Origin of the sequence: Caulobacter sp. BP25, from assembly GCF_002737755.1 — a bacterium.
In the GTDB taxonomy this organism is placed as follows: domain Bacteria; phylum Pseudomonadota; class Alphaproteobacteria; order Caulobacterales; family Caulobacteraceae; genus Caulobacter.
Map to the genome: position 1 here is coordinate 68940 of NZ_PEGH01000018.1, position 18709 is coordinate 87648.

General features: G+C 68.0%; 22 protein-coding genes and 1 pseudogene. 8 read left to right on the forward strand and 15 right to left on the reverse strand.

The window, feature by feature from the left end; genetic code table 11:
* Nucleotides 1-2 precede the first annotated feature (2 nt).
* The 6 genes from CSW59_RS14140 to sugE all read left to right on the forward strand — a co-directional run bounded on the left by CSW59_RS14140 (nucleotide 3) and on the right by sugE (nucleotide 4395).
* Entirely contained in the window at nucleotides 3-878 is an 876-nt protein-coding gene (locus tag CSW59_RS14140; RefSeq protein WP_099444650.1) for a F0F1 ATP synthase subunit gamma, read from the forward strand.
* A 47-nt stretch (nucleotides 879-925) separates the two neighbouring features.
* Nucleotides 926-2536 carry a F0F1 ATP synthase subunit beta gene (gene atpD / locus CSW59_RS14145; RefSeq protein ID WP_099444651.1) on the forward strand — a complete coding sequence of 537 codons (1611 nt, stop codon included), beginning with the start codon at nucleotides 926-928 and terminating at the stop codon, nucleotides 2534-2536.
* On the forward strand, nucleotides 2536-2787 hold the full coding sequence (locus tag CSW59_RS14150; RefSeq protein WP_013077432.1) for a hypothetical protein: 252 nt from the start codon (nucleotides 2536-2538) through the stop codon (nucleotides 2785-2787). Before atpD ends, CSW59_RS14150 begins: the two co-directional genes overlap by 1 nt.
* Nucleotides 2787-3047, forward strand: a complete 261-nt coding sequence (locus CSW59_RS14155) for an ATP synthase F1 subunit epsilon (RefSeq protein ID WP_010921274.1) — start codon at nucleotides 2787-2789, stop codon at nucleotides 3045-3047. Before CSW59_RS14150 ends, CSW59_RS14155 begins: the two co-directional genes overlap by 1 nt.
* Nucleotides 3048-3205: 158 nt before the next feature.
* Nucleotides 3206-3958, forward strand: a complete 753-nt coding sequence (locus CSW59_RS14160; protein WP_099444652.1) for a hypothetical protein — start codon at nucleotides 3206-3208, stop codon at nucleotides 3956-3958.
* 116 nt (nucleotides 3959-4074) lie between these two features.
* A complete protein-coding gene (gene sugE, locus CSW59_RS14165; RefSeq protein WP_099444653.1) occupies nucleotides 4075-4395 on the forward strand; it encodes a quaternary ammonium compound efflux SMR transporter SugE in 321 nt (106 codons plus the stop codon).
* 8 nt (nucleotides 4396-4403) lie between these two features.
* Here sugE and CSW59_RS14170 read toward each other — a convergent pair whose 3' ends face one another.
* The 10 genes from CSW59_RS14170 to CSW59_RS14215 all read right to left on the reverse strand — a co-directional run bounded on the left by CSW59_RS14170 (nucleotide 4404) and on the right by CSW59_RS14215 (nucleotide 14180).
* Nucleotides 4404-5153: an alpha/beta hydrolase gene (locus tag CSW59_RS14170; protein ID WP_099444654.1), complete on the reverse strand. Its 750-nt coding sequence runs from the start codon at nucleotides 5151-5153 to the stop codon at nucleotides 4404-4406.
* Between the two features lie 63 nt (nucleotides 5154-5216).
* Nucleotides 5217-6599: an alpha/beta hydrolase gene (locus CSW59_RS14175; RefSeq protein ID WP_099444655.1), complete on the reverse strand. Its 1383-nt coding sequence runs from the start codon at nucleotides 6597-6599 to the stop codon at nucleotides 5217-5219.
* Nucleotides 6600-6628: 29 nt separating this feature from the next.
* Nucleotides 6629-7117 (reverse strand): RNA pyrophosphohydrolase, encoded by a 489-nt coding sequence (locus CSW59_RS14180; protein ID WP_099445253.1) that lies wholly within the window; start codon nucleotides 7115-7117, stop codon nucleotides 6629-6631.
* A 136-nt stretch (nucleotides 7118-7253) separates the two neighbouring features.
* Entirely contained in the window at nucleotides 7254-8435 is a 1182-nt protein-coding gene (locus CSW59_RS14185) for a divergent polysaccharide deacetylase family protein (RefSeq protein WP_099444656.1), read from the reverse strand.
* Nucleotides 8436-8579: 144 nt separating this feature from the next.
* Nucleotides 8580-9968 carry a S41 family peptidase gene (locus CSW59_RS14190; protein WP_099444657.1) on the reverse strand — a complete coding sequence of 463 codons (1389 nt, stop codon included), beginning with the start codon at nucleotides 9966-9968 and terminating at the stop codon, nucleotides 8580-8582.
* Between the two features lie 111 nt (nucleotides 9969-10079).
* Nucleotides 10080-11141 (reverse strand): murein hydrolase activator EnvC, encoded by a 1062-nt coding sequence (locus CSW59_RS14195; protein WP_099444658.1) that lies wholly within the window; start codon nucleotides 11139-11141, stop codon nucleotides 10080-10082.
* A gap of 16 nt (nucleotides 11142-11157) precedes the next feature.
* Nucleotides 11158-11622, reverse strand: a complete 465-nt coding sequence (gene rlmH / locus CSW59_RS14200; RefSeq protein ID WP_099444659.1) for a 23S rRNA (pseudouridine(1915)-N(3))-methyltransferase RlmH — start codon at nucleotides 11620-11622, stop codon at nucleotides 11158-11160.
* 109 nt (nucleotides 11623-11731) lie between these two features.
* A complete protein-coding gene (rsfS, locus tag CSW59_RS14205) occupies nucleotides 11732-12163 on the reverse strand; it encodes a ribosome silencing factor (protein WP_201722834.1) in 432 nt (143 codons plus the stop codon).
* 111 nt (nucleotides 12164-12274) lie between these two features.
* Nucleotides 12275-12937, reverse strand: a complete 663-nt coding sequence (locus tag CSW59_RS14210; protein ID WP_099444661.1) for a nicotinate-nucleotide adenylyltransferase — start codon at nucleotides 12935-12937, stop codon at nucleotides 12275-12277.
* On the reverse strand, nucleotides 12903-14180 hold the full coding sequence (locus CSW59_RS14215) for a glutamate-5-semialdehyde dehydrogenase (protein ID WP_099444662.1): 1278 nt from the start codon (nucleotides 14178-14180) through the stop codon (nucleotides 12903-12905). The genes CSW59_RS14210 and CSW59_RS14215 overlap by 35 nt, the downstream gene beginning before the upstream one ends.
* A gap of 118 nt (nucleotides 14181-14298) precedes the next feature.
* Here CSW59_RS14215 and CSW59_RS21905 point away from each other — a divergent pair.
* A pseudogene (locus CSW59_RS21905) lies at nucleotides 14299-14406 on the forward strand (hypothetical protein); the annotation flags it as partial.
* Between the two features lie 539 nt (nucleotides 14407-14945).
* Here CSW59_RS21905 and CSW59_RS14225 read toward each other — a convergent pair.
* From CSW59_RS14225 to CSW59_RS14240, 4 genes are read right to left on the reverse strand one after another with little or no spacing between them, the layout of a single operon-like run.
* Nucleotides 14946-15353: a hypothetical protein gene (locus CSW59_RS14225; RefSeq protein WP_099444663.1), complete on the reverse strand. Its 408-nt coding sequence runs from the start codon at nucleotides 15351-15353 to the stop codon at nucleotides 14946-14948.
* Nucleotides 15354-15405: 52 nt separating this feature from the next.
* On the reverse strand, nucleotides 15406-16245 hold the full coding sequence (locus CSW59_RS14230; protein ID WP_099444664.1) for an aldo/keto reductase: 840 nt from the start codon (nucleotides 16243-16245) through the stop codon (nucleotides 15406-15408).
* Nucleotides 16246-16266: 21 nt separating this feature from the next.
* Nucleotides 16267-16923 (reverse strand): Pr6Pr family membrane protein, encoded by a 657-nt coding sequence (locus tag CSW59_RS14235; protein WP_099444665.1) that lies wholly within the window; start codon nucleotides 16921-16923, stop codon nucleotides 16267-16269.
* Entirely contained in the window at nucleotides 16920-17282 is a 363-nt protein-coding gene (locus CSW59_RS14240; RefSeq protein WP_099444666.1) for an MmcQ/YjbR family DNA-binding protein, read from the reverse strand. Before CSW59_RS14240 ends, CSW59_RS14235 begins: the two co-directional genes overlap by 4 nt.
* A gap of 29 nt (nucleotides 17283-17311) precedes the next feature.
* Between CSW59_RS14240 and CSW59_RS14245 the strand changes: the two genes are divergently transcribed.
* A complete protein-coding gene (locus CSW59_RS14245; protein ID WP_099444667.1) occupies nucleotides 17312-18172 on the forward strand; it encodes an NAD(P)-dependent oxidoreductase in 861 nt (286 codons plus the stop codon).
* Here CSW59_RS14245 and CSW59_RS14250 read toward each other — a convergent pair.
* The gene (locus CSW59_RS14250) at nucleotides 18169-18675 is read right to left on the reverse strand and encodes a YkgJ family cysteine cluster protein (protein ID WP_099444668.1); all 507 of its coding nucleotides are present in this window, start codon (nucleotides 18673-18675) and stop codon (nucleotides 18169-18171) included. The genes CSW59_RS14245 and CSW59_RS14250 overlap by 4 nt on opposite strands.
* Between the last annotated feature and the right edge of the window lie 34 nt (nucleotides 18676-18709).

Genomic DNA, 18709 nt, shown 5'->3' on the forward strand with positions numbered 1-18709 from the left:
GGATGGCAAGCCTAAAGGAAATGCGCAATCGGATCTCGAGCGTCAAGGCGACGCAAAAGATCACGAAAGCGATGCAGATGGTGGCGGCGGCCAAGCTGCGCCGGAGCCAGGACGCGGCGGAAGCCGCCCGTCCGTACGCCCGGCGTCTGGCTAGCGTCATCGCCAATCTCGCCGCTGGCGTGTCCGGGGACAGCGCGCCGAAGCTCCTGGCCGGCACGGGCCGCGACGACCGCCACCTGGTGGTGGTCGCCGCCGCCGATCGCGGTCTGGCGGGTGGTTTCACCTCGTCGATCGTCCGCGCCGCGCGCCAGCACATCGACGGGCTGATCGCCCAGGGCAAGACGGTGCAGGTGATCTGCGTCGGCAAGAAGGTGACGGCGCAGCTCGCCCGCCCCTACGCCGGCAAGGTTGTCGAGACGTTCGACCTGTCGGCCTACCGCCAGCTGACGCTGTCGGTGGCCCAGCCGATCGCCGACGCCGTCACGCGCGTGTACGAAGCCGGCGAGACCGACGTGGTCACGCTGTTCTACAGCCGCTTCAAGTCGGTGGTGCAGCAGATCCCGACGGGCCTGCAGCTGATCCCGGCCACGGTCGAGGGTGTCGAAGCCTCCTCCGGCCCGTCCGCGGTCTACGAGTACGAGCCCTCGGAAGAGGCCATCCTCGAGACCCTGCTGCCGCGCAACCTGACGGTTCAGATTCTGTCGGCGTTGCTGGACAACATGGCCGGCTTCTACGCCAGCCAGATGACCGCGATGGACAACGCCACGCGCAACGCCGGCGACATGATCAAGCGCTACACCCTCGAATACAACCGTTCCCGCCAGGCTCAGATCACCAAGGAGCTGATCGAGATCATCTCCGGCGCCGAAGCCGTCTGATCTAGCCTAACGACACAAGCACGCAGAGACCGAAAGACCCGCAAGCCATGGCCAAGACCCCGACCGAAAAGCCGGCCGCCGCCGCCGCCAAGAAGCCCGCCGCCCCTAAGGCCGCTGCTGCTCCGAAGGCCGCCACCGCCGCCAAGGCTCCCGCCGCCGCTAAGAAGCCGGCCGCTCCGAAGGCCGCCGCCGCTTCGGCCAATGCCGCCGTGAACCTGGACGGCGCCACCGGCCGTCTGGTGCAGATCATCGGCGCGGTCGTCGACATCGAGTTCGACGGCGCCCTGCCGGCGATCTTGAACGCCGTCGAGACCGTCAACACCGCCACCGGCCAGCGCCTGGTGTTCGAAGTTGCCCAGCACCTGGGCCAGAACACCGTCCGCGCCATCGCCATGGACGCCACCGAAGGTCTGGTCCGCGGTCAGCCTGTGCGTGACACCGGCGCCTCGATCCGCGTGCCGGTCGGTCCGGGCACGCTTGGCCGAATCATGAACGTCATCGGCGAGCCGATCGACGAACAGGGCCCGATCCGTTCGGACATCACCCGCACGATCCACCGCGACGCCCCGACCTTCGCCGAGCAGACCAACACGGCTGAAGTTCTCGTCACGGGCATCAAGGTCATCGACCTGATGTGCCCCTACACCAAGGGCGGCAAGATCGGCCTGTTCGGCGGCGCCGGCGTCGGCAAGACCGTGACGATGCAGGAACTGATCAACAACATCGCCAAGGCTTACGGCGGTTACTCGGTTCTGGCCGGCGTGGGCGAGCGCACCCGCGAAGGCAACGACCTCTATCACGAGATGATCGAGAGCAACGTCAACGTCGACCCGAAGGCCAACAACGGCTCGACCGAAGGCTCGCGCTGCGCCCTCGTTTACGGCCAGATGAACGAACCCCCGGGCGCCCGCGCCCGCGTCGCGCTGACGGGCCTGTCGATCGCGGAATACTTCCGTGACGAAGAAGGCAAGGACGTGCTGCTGTTCGTCGACAACATCTTCCGCTTCACCCAGGCCGGCGCCGAAGTGTCGGCTCTGCTGGGCCGTATCCCCTCGGCCGTGGGCTATCAGCCCACCCTGGCCACCGAGATGGGCAACCTGCAGGAGCGCATCACCTCGACGAACAAGGGCTCGATCACCTCGGTGCAGGCCATCTACGTGCCCGCCGACGACTTGACCGACCCGGCTCCGGCCACCTCGTTCGCCCACTTGGACGCCACCACCGTTCTGTCGCGTGACATCGCGGCCCAGGCCATCTTCCCGGCCGTGGACCCGCTGGACTCGACCTCGCGGATCATGGACCCGCTGGTCATCGGCGAAGAGCACTACACGGTCGCTCGCCGCGTCCAGGAAGTGCTGCAGCAGTACAAGGCCCTGAAGGACATCATCGCCATCCTGGGCATGGACGAGCTGTCGGAAGAGGACAAGCTGGTCGTGTCGCGCGCCCGCAAGATCTCGCGTTTCCTGAGCCAGCCGTTCCACGTCGCCGAGCAGTTCACCAACACGCCGGGCGCCTTCGTCCAGCTGAAGGACACGATCCGTTCGTTCAAGGGCATCGTGGACGGCGAGTACGACCACCTGCCGGAAGGCGCCTTCTACATGGTCGGTCCGATCGAGGAAGCCGTGGCCAAGGCCGAGAAGATGGCGGCCGAAGCCTAATGACCGAAGACGCTGATCTGGGTCACTTCTGCTGCGATGAGCTGGCCGAAGCGGTGTCTCCGGACACCACGGCCAGCCTCATCGAGCATGACAGCGGCCTGATCCTGCTGAATCTCGGCGAACGCGAGGAAGAGGGCGAGACGGGCCTGGTGCTGGCCACCATCCGCTTCTGCCCCTTCTGCGGGACCGAGATCCAGACCGACGAGGATATCGAGGCCGCGCTTGGCGGCGTCGAGGAGACTTTCAACTGATGGCCAAGCTGCACTTTTCCCTGGTCGCCCCCGAGCGCGAACTGTTCTCGGGCGAGGTGGACATGGTCCAGGCTCCGGGCGCGGAAGGCGACTTCGGCGTCCTGGCCAACCACGCGCCGTTCATGACCACCCTGCGCGAAGGCAAGGTGACCGTGAAGGACGGCGCGACGACCAAAGTGTTCGACATCCAGGGCGGCTTCGCGGACGTCGGTCCCGAAGGTCTGACCATCCTGGCCGAGCACGCTGTCGAAGCGGCCTGATCGTTCCGACCTTAGAATTTGGAGACGCCCTCGTTCCCTCGGATCGAGGGCGTTTTCATAAGCGCTTTCCCGCCTAGCGCGAAAAAATTACACTTGTGACCTAATCTCCGCGGCAATCGGTAGCCATAAGGGTTGCGAGGGATCGCTTGTCGGTTTTAATGCCGACCTCTCGTTCAGTTGGGGATATCCAGCCTATGCGCCTCGCGCTCGTCAGCCTGATCGCTCTCGGCGCGGTCTCGACCGCCGCCGTCGCCCAGGAGCAAACCGCTCCGGCTCCCGCCACGCCCGCGCCGGCTACCGCCGCCGCTCCGGCTCCGGTCCAAGCCGCCCCGGCCGCTCCGGCTGATCAAGCTGCGCCACCCGTCGCGGCTCCGGCTGAGCAGGCCGCTCCGGCCGCCCCGCCCGCCGAAACCTACACCGCGCCGGTGCGCGGCCCCAAGACCACCGATCCCGTGACGCTGAAGCTGCTGGACGTTCTGGACAAGGTCTGTAAGCCGCAGGTCGCCGGCGGCGACTTCGCCCAATTGGTCAAGGACTATGGCCTGAAGAAGAAGAAGGAGCAGTGGGTTCTTGACCTCGGCAAGCCCTTCAACATCACGCTGGATAACCCTGGCTCGAACAAGAACATCTGCACGGTCACCATCGACTACGCGCAGACGCCCGAGCAGGCTCAGGAACTGGCCAATGGCCTGCACGACTGGGCGACCTGGGAGAACAGCCCGCAGCTGCGCCTGATCCGCAACGATCAGACCGTTGGCAGCGACTTCCGCCGCTTCACCGTGTCGTGGGACGACAACTGGGCCGGCGGTCGCGCGGGCCTGGTCTATGTGCGCCTGAAGAAGCTGGACGAGAGCTCGGTCGGCAAGAACTTCGAGCGCGCCCAGATCCTGTACAGCACCAATAGCCGCTGATCGGGGTCAGGTTGCCCCGCCTTCCGGGCGGACCTATCTAGCGAAGGCGCGGGGACGACCCCGCGCCTTTTGCTTTTTCGGGGACGACCCCGCCTTTTTCGAAGAAAGGGCTCGTCGTGGCCTGGATTATTCTCCTGATCGCCGGACTGTTCGAGGTGGGCTGGGCCGTGGGTCTGAAGTTCACCGAAGGCTTCACCAAGCCGATCCCGATCCTTTTCACCGCCATCAGCCTGGCGCTGTCGATGGCCCTGCTGGGCTGGTCGGTGAAGACTCTGCCTCTTGGGACGGCCTACGCTGTCTGGACCGGGGTTGGCGCCGTGGGCACGGCGATCGTCGGCATCCTGCTGTTCAAGGAGCCCGCCACCGCAGCGCGCCTGGCGTGCCTGGGCCTGATCGTGGCCGGGATCCTGGGGCTGAAGGTGTTCAGTCCGCAGTAGAGAGGCGCTCAGGCCGCCGCCCGACCCTCGGCGGCGATGAACGCGAGGCACCGATCGGCCACCTGCTCCCAGCCAGGTTCGCCCGGCAGCCAATGGCTCATCTCGGGGAAGATCTCCACGGCGCCGCCCAGGCGCGCGGCGGTTTGGCGGACGGTCGCTGGCGGATGGATCACGTCCTTGCCGCCAGCGATCGCCAGCACGGGACATGCCGGCGCGGCCACGCTGGTCGTCATGAAGGGGTCGAGCCACCAGTTCAACGTCTCCCACAGCGCCCGGCCGCTCTCGGCCGTCATGCGGGCGAAGATGGCCTTGCGGACGGGGCGGGGCAGGCGGTCGACGCTGTAGCGGCGCACGACTCCATAGTCCGGCGCGACGGCTTGCAGCCAGTACGGCCCCAGGGCGTAGAGGCTCATGGCCGAGGCGGCTTCCTCCAGGCTGGCGCCGCTCACGCCCCAGGGCGCTGAGGGAGCCAGCAGGATCAGTTTGGAGACGCGAGCACGCGTGGCGGCCATCTGAGCGACAAGGCCGCCCATCGAGTGGCCGATGAGAATGGGGGGCGTTTCGCAGGCTTCGACCAGACGGGCGATCTGCCGAGCGTAGTCGGTCATTGAGACGCCCGTAACGCCGCCCACGCCGTCATGGCCGATCAGATCGGGTGTCAGCACTGTATAGCCGGCGGCCTCGAACGGCGCGCGGAACACGTCGAAGGTCCAGCCGCCGCAGAAGGCCCCGTGGACCATGATAACCGGTGCGCGCATGGACGCCCTTGAACTCGACTAAACCCCGCCGACCAGCTTGGCCGACGGGGCAGAGTACACGGTCTACTTCGACTTGGGCGAGGTTTTGGCGGGCGCCTTTGTCGCAGGCTTCTTGGCGGCTGGGGCCTTGGGCGCGGCGGGCTTCGCAGCGGTCGCCTTGGCGGCGGGAGCCTTCTTGGCGGCGGCGGCTTTGGCGGGAGCCTTCGCCGTCGCGGGCTTAGCGGCGGTCTTCGGAGCAGCGGCCTTCGGCGCTGCGGTCTTGGCCGGAGCCTTGGTCGCGGCGGGTTTGGCGGCAGGAGCCGGCTTGGCCGGCGCGGCGGCCTTCGGCTTGGCGGCGGCTTTGGCGGGCGCCGCAGCCTTTGGCGCGGGCGCGGCCTTTGCCTTGGTTGCGGGGGCCTTGGCTGCAGGGGCCTTGGCCGCAGGCGCCTTCGCAGCCGGCGCCTTGGCTGGCGCGGCGGCCTTCTTCGGCGCGGCGGCTGCCTTCGGCTTCGCGGCCGCCTTCGGCTTGGCCTCGGCCTTCGGCGCGGCGGTCGCCGCCGGGGCGGGCTTTGGCGCGGGGGGCGGCGCGGGCGTTGGCGCCGGAGCCGGAGCGGGTTCGGCCGCCTTCACAGGCGCGGCCGCCGGGGGCGGGGCTTTCGCGGGCGTCGGCGCGGGCGTGGCGGCCAGCGTTTGCTTCTTGCCGCCCAGCCAGGCGATCAGGTCGTCGAGGATCTTCATCGTGTTTGGCTCATCTATTAGATAGTGGGCGTTGTTGGGGTACTCGCGGAACTCGGCGCCGGCGTACTTCTTGCCGACGAGACGCACGTCCTCGACGGGTGTCGTGCGATCCAGGGCGCCGCCCATGACCAGCATCGGCGCGGTGACCTTGCTGGCGTCGACATAGGCGGCCTTGTTGGGGTCCTTGGCGGGATAGGCCAGGTCGGCCAACACCCGTCCGCTGTCATGGACCATGGTGGCGTAAAGAGCGTCGTGACGCTCGGCGGGCACGGCGTTGACCACGCCGAACTTGAAGCCAGTCTTCCACATCTTGCCGGCCTTGGCCTCGGGCTTGCCGGTAAGGATCAGATTCAGGAAGGTGAAGACCGGAGCCAGCTTGGGCTTACCGCGCGCATCGGCGGGCGAGGCTGGGGCGAATAGCACGACGGCCGAGGCGTTCCCCGCCTCGGCGATCTTTTGGGCGATCAGCCCGCCCATCGAATGGCCCATCACGATCGGCTTCTTGCCGGTCTCTCGGGCGAGCGTCTGGGCGTAGGCGACCATTTCAGCGACGTAGTCGGCCAAGGTCAGGCCGATCAGCCCCGCTCGGGGGCCATCGACCGTGCGCACCGCCGCCCGGATCGTGGGCGTCTCGACGCGATAGCCCTCGGCGCGTAGGCGAGAGGCCACGGGGCCCCATACGTCGCCGGCGCAGCCGTAGCCGTGAATCAACAGAACTGTATCCACCACCGTTTTCCCCCGCGCAGTGAACCTGAAAATCAGGTCCCTCGCGCGAACCCCGCGAACGCCGCGACGACTGCTTCGTAGACGCCGCGCTTGAAGGGTACGATCAGTTCGGGTGCTTCGTCGAGCCTACCCCATCGCCAGGCGTCGAACTCGATGTGTTCGTCCGCCGTAAGATTGATTTCCGCCTCGTCTCCGGTGAAGCGATAGGCGAACCAGACTTGCTTCTGGCCGCGCCAACCGCGCGCGGCTTTCGGATCGGCCAGAACCTCGGGCGGGAAGTCGTAGGTGATCCAGCCCGGTGTGCGTCCGAGCCGTTCCACGGAGACCACGCCGGTCTCCTCGGCCAGTTCCCGGCGAGCGGCGGCCTCGAGGTCCTCGCCATCGTCGATCCCGCCCTGCGGGAACTGCCAGTTGTAAGGCGGCGCTTGCTTGTGGCGGCGGCCCAGCCAGACGCGGCCGTCCGGATGGAACAGGACGACGCCGACGTTGGGGCGGTGCTGCGGATAGTCGGGCTCTGCGATCATGAGAGCCTTGTTCCACAAAGCCTAGAGCCTGTCCGCTTCAAATGGCGACATTTGAAGCGGGTAAACAGGCTCTAAATCAAACATTTAGAGCGTGATAGCCGGCGAAACCGCCTACACTTTCGCCTATCACGCTCTAGCGATGGGCGAGGGCCGAGGCTGGGGCCAGCTGCAGGCCACGCGCCTGCAGGCCGGCGGCCCAGAGACGAACCTGATTGATGGTCACCGGATAGGCGAAGCCCGACCCCAGCGACTGGCCCCGGGCCGAGGCGCCGTTCTCCAGCGCGCGCAGCTGGGCGTCGATGGCGCTGGCCGACAGCTCGTCGTCGATCACCCGGTCGGCCGAGGCGCGCGGGATCTCACCCGCGCGGCGAGCCGCAAGGCCATCGTCGATGAAGGCCAGGCCCCGCGCTTTCAGCACGGTGTTGAAGGTCGCCATCGCCTGGTCGTTGTCGACGAAGCGTGCGCCCAGATAGTTCGACAGGCCGAAGTAGCCGGTGGCCCGCGACATCAGCCATTCCAGCTTGCGCACGGTGTCCTCGGGCCGGTTGGCGGCGATCAGGGTGTAGGGGCCAGGATCGTTGGCCGGATAGTCCGCCGGCTCCATCGGCGTCTCCAGCAGCACCTCGTGGCCATGCTCCCGGGCCAGGTCGATCCAGCCTTGCAGGCCCTCGGCATAGGGCGCGAAGGACAGGGTGATCTCGGGCGGCAAGGTCTCGATGGCCGCGCGGGTGGTCTGGGCGTTCAGGCCAAGGCCGCCGATGACGACCGAGACCTTCGGACGGCCGTTCGGCGTGAAGGGGCGAGCGTAGGCGTCGGCGGCCGTGCGGCCGTCGGCGGCGATGATCGGCAAGGGCGCGCCGCCGGGGCCGGGCGCGGTCAGGCCGGCGATCGGCGCTTGCGGCAAGCCAGGGCCCTGATGGAGCGGCGGTGGCGGCTGCTCACCCTCGAAGGCGGGTTTCTTGGCGTCTTCAGCGCCTGCGGGCGGGAAGGGCGCGCGGGAAAGCTGGAGTTCGGCGGACTTTAGCGGGGCCTCGTGCGGGCCCTCGGCCGTCAAAGCTTCGCGCCAACCCTCCGGCGGGTTCTTGGTGGCGCCGATCTTGGTCAGCTCCACCCGGACAATCGGATTGCCCGCATGCGGGTCGCTGGTCACCAGGACTAGGGTGGCCAGTGAGGCCAGGAACAGGCAGGCCGCGCCGCCAGCGCCGATATAGGGGTTGGTCAGCGCCGTTCCCAGCTTTGCGCGCAGCGCGGCCGACCCGCCGGACGCGGGCTTGGCTGCGGCGTAGGCGGGCTTGCGGGAGAAGGTGGCGGCCATCGTCTCGCAGGCTAAGCGCAAGGGCCGAAGAGATGGTTAACAAGCCGTCGCCAGCCGCGTCGTTCAGCGCGGCGGGTCGCCGCACGAAAACGCCGCCTGGCTCTGGGCCAGGCGGCGTTGGTTTTCGAGCGGTCGCGATGAGGCCTACTTTTTCTCGGTCGCGGGCGTCTTGGTCGCGGCGGCGGCTTTTGCGGTCACCTCGGCGATCTTGGCCGCGGGCTTGGGCAGCTTGGGCGTGTTAGCCACACCGCCGGCCTTTAGGACGGCCAGGGCGCGTTCCAGCTGGAAGTCGCCCTTCTTGTCGTCGAAGCCGGTGGGCGGAGCCTCGGCCGGCGCGTGCGGCGCCACCCGAGTCTTGCCCTCATCGCCGTTCAGGGCGTTCTTGAAGCTGGCTTCGCTAAACCAGACGCGGTTGGCGATGTCCTGGGCCTGGTCGCGGGTCTGGGCGACCTCCAGGTCCGGGGCGATGCCGGTCTTCTGGATCGAGCGGCCAGACGGCGTGAAGTAGCGCGCCGTGGTCAGCTTCAGGGCGCCGTCGGCCCCGCCGCGCAGCGGGATGACCGTCTGCACCGAGCCCTTGCCAAAGCTGGTCAGGCCGACCAGCTCGGCGCGGTGACGATCCTGCAGAGCGCCAGCGACGATCTCCGCCGCCGAGGCCGAGCCCTGGTTGATCAGCACGACTACCGGCAGGCCATTGAGCAGGTCGCCGGGCTTGGCGTTGTAGCGCTGGATATTGCGGGGGTCGCGGCCGCGCTGGCTGACCACCTCGCCGCCGTCCAGGAAGATATCCGCCACGCCGACGGCCTGATCCAGCAGGCCGCCAGGATTGTTGCGAAGATCCAGGATCAGGCCCTTCATCTTCGGGTTCTTGGTCTTCAGCTCGGTGATCGAGCTGGACAGGGCGTCGGTGGCCTTCTCGTTGAAGCCGGGCAGGCGGACATAGCCATAGTCGCCTTCCATTCGGGCGATGGCGGCCTTGGGCTTGATGATCTCGCGGATCAGCTTGACGTCGAACGGGTCGTTCTTTTCACGGGCGATCGTCAGGGTCACGGCCTCGCCGGCCGGACCGCGCATCTGCTTGACCGCTTCGTTGACGGTCAGGCCCAAAACGCTCTGGCCGTTGACGGCTGTGATGTAGTCGCCGGCCTGGACGCCCGCCCGCGAGGCTGGGGTGCCGTCCATCGGCGAGATCACCTTGACCACGCCGTCTTCGCTGGTGACTTCGAGGCCCAACCCGCCGTACTCGCCGCGAGTGGTGTCCTGCATGTCCTCATAGCTGTCGGGCGACAGGTAGCCCGAGTGCGGGTCGAGGCTGGTCAGCATGCCGTCGAGAGCGGCCTCGATCAGCTTCTTGTCGTCGACCTCGGTGACGTATTGATCCTCGACCGTGCCCAGCACGTCGCCGAATAGCTCCAGAAGCTTGTAGGTCTGGGTCTTGGGCGCGTTGTTCGCCTGAGCGATGGGGCTGATATAGGCCATGGTCCCCGCGCCGAGGACGAAGGCGGAAACGCCGATGAGCAGATACTTGCGCATTAAGGCCCAGAAGGCTCCCTGGCGACGCGCGGCGTCGCAAACCAAATTTAGCCCCGTCCTACCGTATGTGGTGACGATCTAACGACAAGTCACCATTACCGAAAAAGCCGCTTATCGCGACTCCTGTTTGAGCCAACGTTCCGGATCGGCCGGTTCGCCGTTCTCCCGTACTTCCATATAGAGCTCCGGATCGGAGGATACATGGTCCGGCATCTTTCCGATCGGGGCGCCGGCCGCGACAGATTGTCCGGGCGCGGCGGTGATCTGGTCGAGGCCGGCCAGCACGATGTGGTAGGCGCCCTGTGCCCGTAGAATGATCACCGCGCCCCAGCCGTTCAGTGCGCCGGCGTACTCAACGGTTCCAGCGACGGGCGCGGCGACGGTGAGCCCCTTGTCGGTCCGCAACGTCAGGCCGGGCGCCTTGCCGCCGGCCGGCATCTCCTGGCCAAAGCGGCGGACGATCGCGCCCGAAGCTGGCGGACGCAGCGCTAGCGGCCCCGTCGCCGCCGCGCGGCCCAAACCATCGCTCAGCGCGCCCAGGGTGCGCAGCTCGGTCTCCTGGACCAGGGCTTCCTGGGCGTAGGCGCGCTCCAGCTGGGTCTTCTCGATGATCAGTCGCTCGATCTCGCCCTTGCGGTCGGCGACCACGCTTTCGGCGGTGAACAGCTCGGCGGAGGCCGCAGCGGCCTCGCGGCGAAGAGTCCCGACCGCCGTGGCCTGGCGGGCATAGGCCTGAGCCCGATATTGCAGGTCGGGCGTCATGGCGCGGATCAGGATCGCAGCGCGCACCGCGTCGCGGGCGTTGTCGGGGGAGACCAGCAGGGCCGGCGGCGGATCGCGGCGGAACAGCTGCAGCGCCGACAGCAGCAGGGCCAGCCGCTGCCGGTTGACGCCCAGGTCCGCCAGGATGGCGCGCTCCTTGGCGTTCAGCGCTTCCAGTCGCGCCCGTTTGGCGTCGACATCGGCGCCAGCGGAGACGCGGGCGTGGTCCAGGCGGTCGAGCTCGGCGCGCAGGTCCTCGATCTCGCGGCGGGTGTCGGCGGCGTTCTGGCGGTCCCTGGCGCGCTGCTCCATGGCGGCGCGGTCGACGCTCTGCCAGGCGATCCCGACCGTGGGAACGGCCAGGGCCAGGGCGGCGAGCGCGAAGACAAAACGCGAGGGGCGGCGAAGCATCGCGGCCTTGATAGCGCTAATCGCGGTGATAGGGCGAGCCCGACAGGATGGTGGCGGCGCGATAGACCTGTTCGGCCAGCATCGCCCGGGCCAGGGCGTGAGGCCAGGTCTGCGGCCCGAAGGCCATGGTCTCGTGTGCGCCGGACAGGATCGCGGGATCCAGGCCGTCGGCGCCGCCGATCAGGAAAACGACGCGACGCGTCCCGTCGTCGCGCAGCTTGGCCAGATGGTCGGCGAAATCGCGGCTCTTGCGGACCTTGCCGTGCTCATCGCAGGCGATGACGTGGGCGCCCTCGAGGTGCGGGCGCAGCACCTCGGCCTCAGCCGCCTTGCCGGGCTTTCTGGCCTCGACCTCGACGATCTCGACCGGGCCCAGCGCCAGCGCGCGCCCCGAGGCGGTGGCGCGCGACGCATAGTCCAGGGCCAGCTGCGCCTCGACCATGCGGCCGAGCTTTCCGACGGTGAGGATGGTGATCTTCATGCAGGCAAGCGTGGCAGCCGAAAGTGTGAGCGGTTTCGGCGCCCGCCACGCGCCAAGCTCAGGAAGCGCTCAAGGCCGTCGCCCTGAGGCGACGGCCGAGCAAGAGAGATCAGTTCGCCGCGGTGCGGTGCGGGGCGTCGACCGCCCAGATCTTCTCGATGTTGTAGAAGCTGCGCACTTCGGGACGGAACAGGTGAACGACGACGTCGCCGGCGTCGATCAGCACCCAGTCGCAGTGCGGCAGGCCTTCGACCTTCGCCTTGCCGTAGCCGTTTTCCTTCAGCGCCCGCAGCAGGTGGTCGGCCAAGGCGCCGACGTGACGGTGCGAGCGGCCCGACGCCACGATCAGGCTGTCGGCGACCGAGCTCTTGTCCGTCAGGTCGATGTGGACGATGTCCTGGGCCTTGTCGTCGTCCAGGCGCTCCAGGATCAGGCGCTCAAGCGCCTTGAGATCAAGAGGGAGACTCAGGCCCGGGGATTCAATCGAGGATTCGGCTCCAGCCGGTCCCTCGTGCGCACTAAGCGCGGGGTCGCTACGCAGCGTATTGCTCCTTATGGGGTCGCTGTGGACAGTTCTCTTAGCACGGAATTGGGCGAAAAGAGAGAGGTCGCGTTCATTGACGTCGATTTGCGCTTTCGCGCCGCGCTGAAGCTATCGGCGAAGCTTGCCCTTTTGCCGCGCCCGCATCGCCGTCGACGACGCGAAATTGAGTGGGCCCGTCAGATAGACCCAGGCCGGCGCGGTGGCGTCGGGAAGCTTTGCTGCGGCGCTGGCCGGCCAGCGGGCGAAGGCGAAGCGGCGGGCTGCGGGGGCGGTGCGGGCCTTCAGCGCGATCCACGGCCGCGAGATCACCGCCACCGGGACCTCGCGCATGATCTGGGTCCAGCCGCGCCAGCGGTGGAAGCCGGCCAGGCTGTCGGCGCCCATCACCCAGACGAACTTCACGCCTGGGAAGCGGGCCTTCAGCACCCGCAGGGTGTCGATCGTGTATTGCGAGCCCAGCCGCGTCTCGGCGTCCGAGACGATCATGCCCGAGCCGCGCGCCCAGCGGCGCGCTTCGGCCAGGCGTTCGGCCAACGGACGGGTCTCATGCGAGGACTTCAGCGGGTTCTGCGGCGAGACCAGCCAGATGACTCGGTCCAGCTCCAGACGGCGCATGGCGGTCTCGGCCACGTGGGCATGGCCCTCGTGCGCCGGGTTGAAGCTGCCGCCGAACAGGCCGACGCGCATGCCTGGCTCCAGGTGGAAGCCCAGGCGCTGCGCTGCGGGCCGGCCGGCGTCAGGGACGAGTCTGGCCGGTCCCGCGAACCACATATTTGAACGTCGTCAGTTGCTCGGCCCCAACCGGGCCGCGGGCGTGAAGTTTGTCGGTGGCGATGCCGATCTCGGCCCCGAAGCCGAACTCGCCGCCGTCGGCGAACTGGGTCGAGGCGTTGACCAGCACGATGGCGCTGTCGACCGCCGCGACGAAGGCCTCGGCGACCGTCTCGTCCTCGGTCACGATCGCGTCGGTGTGGCCCGAGCCGAAGGCGGCGATGTGCGCAGCCGCGCCCTCGACGCCGTCGACCACGGCCACGGAAAGGATCGCGGCCAGGTATTCGGTGGTCCAGTCCTGCGTCGTCGCGGCCTTCATGGCCGGAACGATGGCGCGGGCGGCGTCGTCGCCGCGCAGCTCGCAGCCGGCGGCGATCAGCGCCTCCGCGATCAGCGGCAGCAGCGTCTCGGCGGCGGCCTTGTCGACCAGCAGGGTCTCGGCCGAGCCGCAGACCGAGACGCGGCGCAGCTTGGCGTTGACGACGATGTCGACGGCCTTCTTGGGATCGGCGGCGGCGTCGACGAAGACGTGGTTGAGGCCTTCCAGGTGGCCCAGCACCGGGGCGCGGGCCTCGGCCTGGACGCGGGCGACCAGGCTCTTGCCGCCGCGCGGGATGATCAGGTCGATCGAGCGGTCCAGGCCTTGGAGGATCATGCCGACGGCCGCGCGATCGGGCGTCTTGACCGCCTGGACGGCGCTGGCCGGCAGGCCGGCGGCCAGCAGGCCGCGCTCGATCGCGGTGTGGATCGCGAGGTTGGAGGCGATGCATTCGGAGCCGCCGCGCAGGATCACCGCATTGCCCGAGCGCACGCACAGCGCCGCGGCGTCGGCGGTCACGTTGGGGCGGCTCTCATAGATCATGGCGATCACGCCGATCGGCGTGCGCACCCGGCTGATGTCCAGGCCGTTGGGCCGCGTCCAGCGCGAGGTCGCCACGCCCAGCGGATCGGCGATCTCGGCGACGGCCTCGACCCCGACGGCGACGCCTTCCAGGCGCGCGGCGTCCAGCGCGAGACGGTCGAGCATCGGGCCCGAGACGCCGTTAGCCTCGGCGCGGGCCAGGTCTTGGGCATTGGCGGCCAGGATGGCGGGGGCGGCGGCGCGGATCTCGGCGGCCATGGCGCGGATGGCGGCGGTGCGCTGCTCTGGCGAGGCCAGGCGCAGGGCGCGCGCACCCGCGCGCGCGGTGCGGCCCATGTCCGCCATCGTCGCCTGCAAGCTCACCACGCCCGCGTCGTCCATGTTCGTTCGTCCCTGCAAGGTTATGCTCAGGTTGAGGCTTACCTAGGCGCTTTCAGGGCAGGATGAAACTAGGTTCGTCTGAAAACGGAGAGAGTTTGGCTGAGGACACGCTGCGGCCGCTTCACGCGGCTTGCCGCTGAAGGGATGGAAGGGGATGCGGAGCGCCGGACATCCGTCCGGAGGTTTGGATAGTGATTACCGTTTCGACGAAGCCAGACGCTCCGCGTAATCGTTATCCGGTGAGCCCGCGAGGCGCGGGGTTTTAACCCGCTCTCGCCGCTAGGCCCCCGACGGGCGGGCCGGGCTGGCGACCCGGTCCCCGGACCGTTCGGGCGATTTCAGCCCGAACCTAAAGTCCCGTTCGACCACCCCCGACAGCCGTCACGATCGCCGGCCGGACGTCCCTTCCAAGCCATCGGGTGAGATCAGTATGGAGGGGGATTCAACGCGGATGATAGAATGGCGTGTAAAAGTGAGAGGTCGTTGAAAACGCTGGGTTCGATTCCGGATACGCGGATCATAGAGCGCGACGAACGCTCGTACTTGCCCCCTCCGCGCCTGCGGCGCTCCGCCCCCGGAGGGGGAAGAAGGCTCGCGTTTCCTTCTGCCCCCTCCGGGGGCGGACGACCACGCGGAGCGTGGTCAGGTGGGGGCCCGCGGCGGTGGCCGACTGGCGCTTTGAAACCCGTCACAGCGACAGGAGCCATCCTTACATCTCATGGCGAGACGATCACGCCCCTTAGGTGACGTCTATGCGGTCAGCTTTCAGCCTATCGGCTCAGCGCGCCAAGTTAGGCGGAGCGCAGCACGATTGATCTCAAAGGCGCTTTCCGTGAAGAACGGACAGCCGGCAAGTACCTCTTCTCGCATAGCTTCGTGATCCAGCCCGGCAAGCTTCGACAAAGCAACGCCGGCTGCTTCGTCGGGCCGCTTCCTGGGATCGGGCTCGATCAGGTCGCTGTCAAAAACCCACACCCCAAAGTTCGGCGACTCCCAAGCGCGATCGTCCACAATGATCTGAAGGTCGCCGCCTCGATTGATCATGCCGGCTTGCCGGTAAGCCTCGATCACAAGCGGAATTGAATTGAGGGGCCATGACGCGGTCCCGCTGCCGAGTTTAGCAATGGACTGGAGGTAATCTGGAAGTACAGCGATCATGAGCGAGTGGTTCATTGAAGCAGGCTACGAGCCTTGGAAAGCCACGCCAACAGCCGCCCCCTCGCCCCTACTCAGCGTCCCACTGGTACGCCTTGTCGATCCAGTCCCCGATCCGCCCATCGGGCCGCGCCAGGCCGTGAATCTCCGCCATCTCCTTCTCGGTCAGTTCGAAGTCGAGGATGTCGAAGTTCTCCTCGATGCGCCCCGGATTGCTGGTGCGCGGGATGGCGATGACGCCCTGCTGGATGATCCAGCGCAGGGTGACCTGGCCGGGGGTCTTGCCGTGGGCGCGGGCGATGTCGATCAGCAGCGGTTCCTGGGCGACCTTGCCCTGGGCCAGCGGCGACCAGGCGGTGATGGAGACGCCCAGGGCGTCGGCCTTGGCCTTCAGGGTCTTCAGCGACAGATAGGGGTGGTACTCCACCTGGTCGGTGGCGATCGGGGCGTCCGACAGCTTGGCGGCCTCTTCGAGCTGGGCCGAGGGGTAGTTCGAGACGCCGATGGCGCGGGTCCAGCCCTTGGCGCGGACCTCGTTCAGGGCGGCCAGGGTCTGCGCGATGGACGGGCTCGGCTTGGGCCAGTGCAGCAGCAAGAGGTCGACATGGTCGAGGCCCAGCTTCTCCAGGCTGATCTGCGCCGAGCGCTGCAAATCACCGTCGGCGAAGTTGTCGATCCAGATCTTGGTGGTGACGAAGAGCTCGTCGCGCTTGATCCCGCTGTTTTTGATCGCCGCGCCGACGTCCTGCTCGTTGCCGTAGATCTGGGCGGTGTCGATGTGGCGGTAGCCGACCTCCAGCGCCTTCTCGACCAGCGGGACGGCGGTCCCGTTCTCCAGCTGCCAGGTGCCAAAGCCGATGGCGGGCATCAGGACGTCGCCGGAGCGAATGGCGGGGACGAGCTTGGACATTGGGAAACTCCGGAAAGGCAGTCAGGCGGATAGGGGGGCGGGTTTCGCGGCCGCCCTCCTGGTCCGAACGCGCAACAGGGCGACGAAGATCAGGCAGACCAGCGCGAAAGCAACGCCCATCTGAACGATCGTCACAAGGACGGCCGGATAGCCGCGCTTGGGCACGTCCATAAACGGATAGGGGTAGAAGCCCGAAAGGGCGCCGTGGGCCAGGGTCCAGACGCCGAACAGGGCGGGGAAGGCCATCGACTTCAAGGCCGCGATCCAGCGCGCCTCGCCTTGGCCGCCGCGCAGGACGAGATCCAGCAGGAAGGCCGCCGGCGTGATCGTGTGGTTGAGCGTGGTGGCTGCGAGCCGCAGGCCGTGCGGGTCCCAGGTGTGGGCCAGCATCGTGTGATAGACCACGGCCGTGATCGCCAGATAGGTCGCGATCGCCGCGCGCGGACCGGCCTGCTCAGCCCAGAGCGCCAGCCGGCTCTCCGGCGCGATCAGCGGCGCGGCCAGGGCGATGGCCGCCAGCGCATTCGACAGGATCGTGAAATAGCTGAAGAACTCGACGGTCTTGGCCGGCAGGGTCGCCAGCGTCTCGTCATAGGCCATCAGGCCATACTGCAGGATCGGCCCCGAGGCGGCGACCAGCGCGATCAGGATGCGCCAGGTCTTGGTCTTGTCGCTCATGCGGTCTCCGTCGGGTGGGCCTCGTCCCAGGCCTTCAGCACTGTCTTGGGCGCGGTGGTCCGCCAGTGGCGCAACACCATCCGCTCGACCGTTCCGGGATGGACGCCGGCCAGGCGGATCAGGACATAGGGATAGTTTCGGAAATGGTCGGTGAAATGGAACACGTCCGGCTGCGCCTCGACCAGCATTTCGCGCTCATCAAACGGCACGCCGGGGCAGACCAGACTCTCGCCGTCCTCGAACAGGCGGGTCAGGAACTTGCCGTGCGCCTTCAGGCACGGGCGGCCATAGGCGGTTCCGTGCTCGACGCCGGGCAGGCGCAGGGCGAAGGCGACAACCTCGTCATAGGTCATGGGCAAGCTCCCGAGGGCGGGACTATATGTTGCCCATGGACTCCGACAACACCCTCAAGACGCCCATTCTGGTGCTGGGCGCGACCAGCCTGATCGGCGGCCACCTGATGGCGCGCCTGGCGCAGGAAGGGTTCGATCCCGTCGCCCTCAGCCGCCGGCCGCCCGCCGGCGACGCCTGCTGGGTCGATGGCGATCTGACCGATCCGGATATCGGCCAGCATCTGCCGCCGGCGGCCACCGTGTTCGCGCTGTCGCCGATCTGGCTGCTGCCGGCGGTGCTGCCGGGCCTGAAGGCGCGGGGCATGGTCCGGCTGATCGCCTTTTCCTCGACCAGCCGCTTCACCAAGGTCAGCTCGCCGGAGGGCGGCGAACGCGCCGTGGCTCAGGCCCTGATCGACGCCGAGCGGGCGGTCGAGACCTGGTGCGCCGAGAACGGCGTCGCCTGGACGATCCTGCGTCCGACTCTGATCTATGACGAGGGCCGCGACGGGAACATCAGCCGCATCGCGCGTCTGGTGACGCGGTTCCACGTCATGCCGCTGTCGGGGCGAGGCGAGGGCCTGCGCCAGCCGGTGCACGCGGCCGATCTGGCGGTCGGCGCCCTGGCGGCGGCCAAGGCCCCCGCGGCGCGGGACCAAGCCTATAACCTGGTCGGCGGCGAGACCCTGAGTTACCGCGTCATGGTCGACCGGGTGTTCGAGGGGCTGGGCAAGACGCCGCGATCCCTGCCGATGCCGCCCTGGCTGTTTGCGCTGCTGATGCGGCTGGCCAAGCCCTTCTATCCCGGCGCCACGGCGGCGATGGGCGCGCGAATGGGCCAGGACCTGACGTTCGACTCGTCGGCGGCGGCGCGGGACTTTGGCTGGACGCCGAGGGCGTTCCATCCCCGGTTCTAGTCCGCCTCGGCCAAGACCATGGCGAAGGGCGTAAGCGCCCCGTCCTGCTCGACATAGCCGCTGACCAGCTTGCGGTCGGGCGGCAGGACGCCCAGGTCGATCTCCTCGGTGGGGAAGACCACGGTGCGGCGGTCGCCCAGGCAGACCACCAGCTCGTAGCCGTCCAGCGCCCGGCGCGACATCGCCTTGATGTAGGAATAGTACGGCTCGCGCCGCCAGGCGGTCGGCTTGCCCGGGTCGACCACGACGTTCAGCCGCTTGCCGTCGCGGTCGGGGTACATGACGAAGCCGGCCTTGTCGGGCCGCCATTCGTCGCCCAGCCGGGCCGAGGTCAACCATAGGCACTCGAAGGCCCGGCAGGCCGGCGGGCGATGCTCGTAGAAGCCGCAGCCGCCGCCCTTCTTGAAGTGGCCGCACCAGACGCCGTCGGGCTTGTCGAGGGCCTCGATCGCCAGGACCTTGCAGCACAGGCCGCAGGACCCGCAGCTCTTGTCCGCCGTCATCGCCAAGTCCCTGTTGGCCCCCAATCGTCAGGCG

Coding starts and splice junctions, on each gene's coding strand:
- CSW59_RS14245 (WP_099444667.1), top strand. CDS start 17,312: ATGGACTCCGACAACACCCTCAAGACGCCCATTCTGGTGCTGGGCGCG.
- CSW59_RS14140 (WP_099444650.1), top strand. CDS start 3: ATGGCAAGCCTAAAGGAAATGCGCAATCGGATCTCGAGCGTCAAGGCG.
- CSW59_RS14250 (WP_099444668.1), bottom strand. CDS start 18,675: ATGACGGCGGACAAGAGCTGCGGGTCCTGCGGCCTGTGCTGCAAGGTC.
- CSW59_RS14155 (WP_010921274.1), top strand. CDS start 2,787: ATGGCCAAGCTGCACTTTTCCCTGGTCGCCCCCGAGCGCGAACTGTTC.
- CSW59_RS14235 (WP_099444665.1), bottom strand. CDS start 16,923: ATGAGCGACAAGACCAAGACCTGGCGCATCCTGATCGCGCTGGTCGCC.
- CSW59_RS14210 (WP_099444661.1), bottom strand. CDS start 12,937: ATGTGGTTCGCGGGACCGGCCAGACTCGTCCCTGACGCCGGCCGGCCC.
- CSW59_RS14150 (WP_013077432.1), top strand. CDS start 2,536: ATGACCGAAGACGCTGATCTGGGTCACTTCTGCTGCGATGAGCTGGCC.
- CSW59_RS14195 (WP_099444658.1), bottom strand. CDS start 11,141: ATGCTTCGCCGCCCCTCGCGTTTTGTCTTCGCGCTCGCCGCCCTGGCC.
- CSW59_RS14160 (WP_099444652.1), top strand. CDS start 3,206: ATGCCGACCTCTCGTTCAGTTGGGGATATCCAGCCTATGCGCCTCGCG.
- atpD (WP_099444651.1), top strand. CDS start 926: ATGGCCAAGACCCCGACCGAAAAGCCGGCCGCCGCCGCCGCCAAGAAG.
- CSW59_RS14185 (WP_099444656.1), bottom strand. CDS start 8,435: ATGGCCGCCACCTTCTCCCGCAAGCCCGCCTACGCCGCAGCCAAGCCC.
- rlmH (WP_099444659.1), bottom strand. CDS start 11,622: ATGAAGATCACCATCCTCACCGTCGGAAAGCTCGGCCGCATGGTCGAG.
- CSW59_RS14225 (WP_099444663.1), bottom strand. CDS start 15,353: ATGAACCACTCGCTCATGATCGCTGTACTTCCAGATTACCTCCAGTCC.
- CSW59_RS14170 (WP_099444654.1), bottom strand. CDS start 5,153: ATGCGCGCACCGGTTATCATGGTCCACGGGGCCTTCTGCGGCGGCTGG.
- CSW59_RS14215 (WP_099444662.1), bottom strand. CDS start 14,180: ATGGACGACGCGGGCGTGGTGAGCTTGCAGGCGACGATGGCGGACATG.
- CSW59_RS14230 (WP_099444664.1), bottom strand. CDS start 16,245: ATGTCCAAGCTCGTCCCCGCCATTCGCTCCGGCGACGTCCTGATGCCC.
- CSW59_RS14190 (WP_099444657.1), bottom strand. CDS start 9,968: ATGCGCAAGTATCTGCTCATCGGCGTTTCCGCCTTCGTCCTCGGCGCG.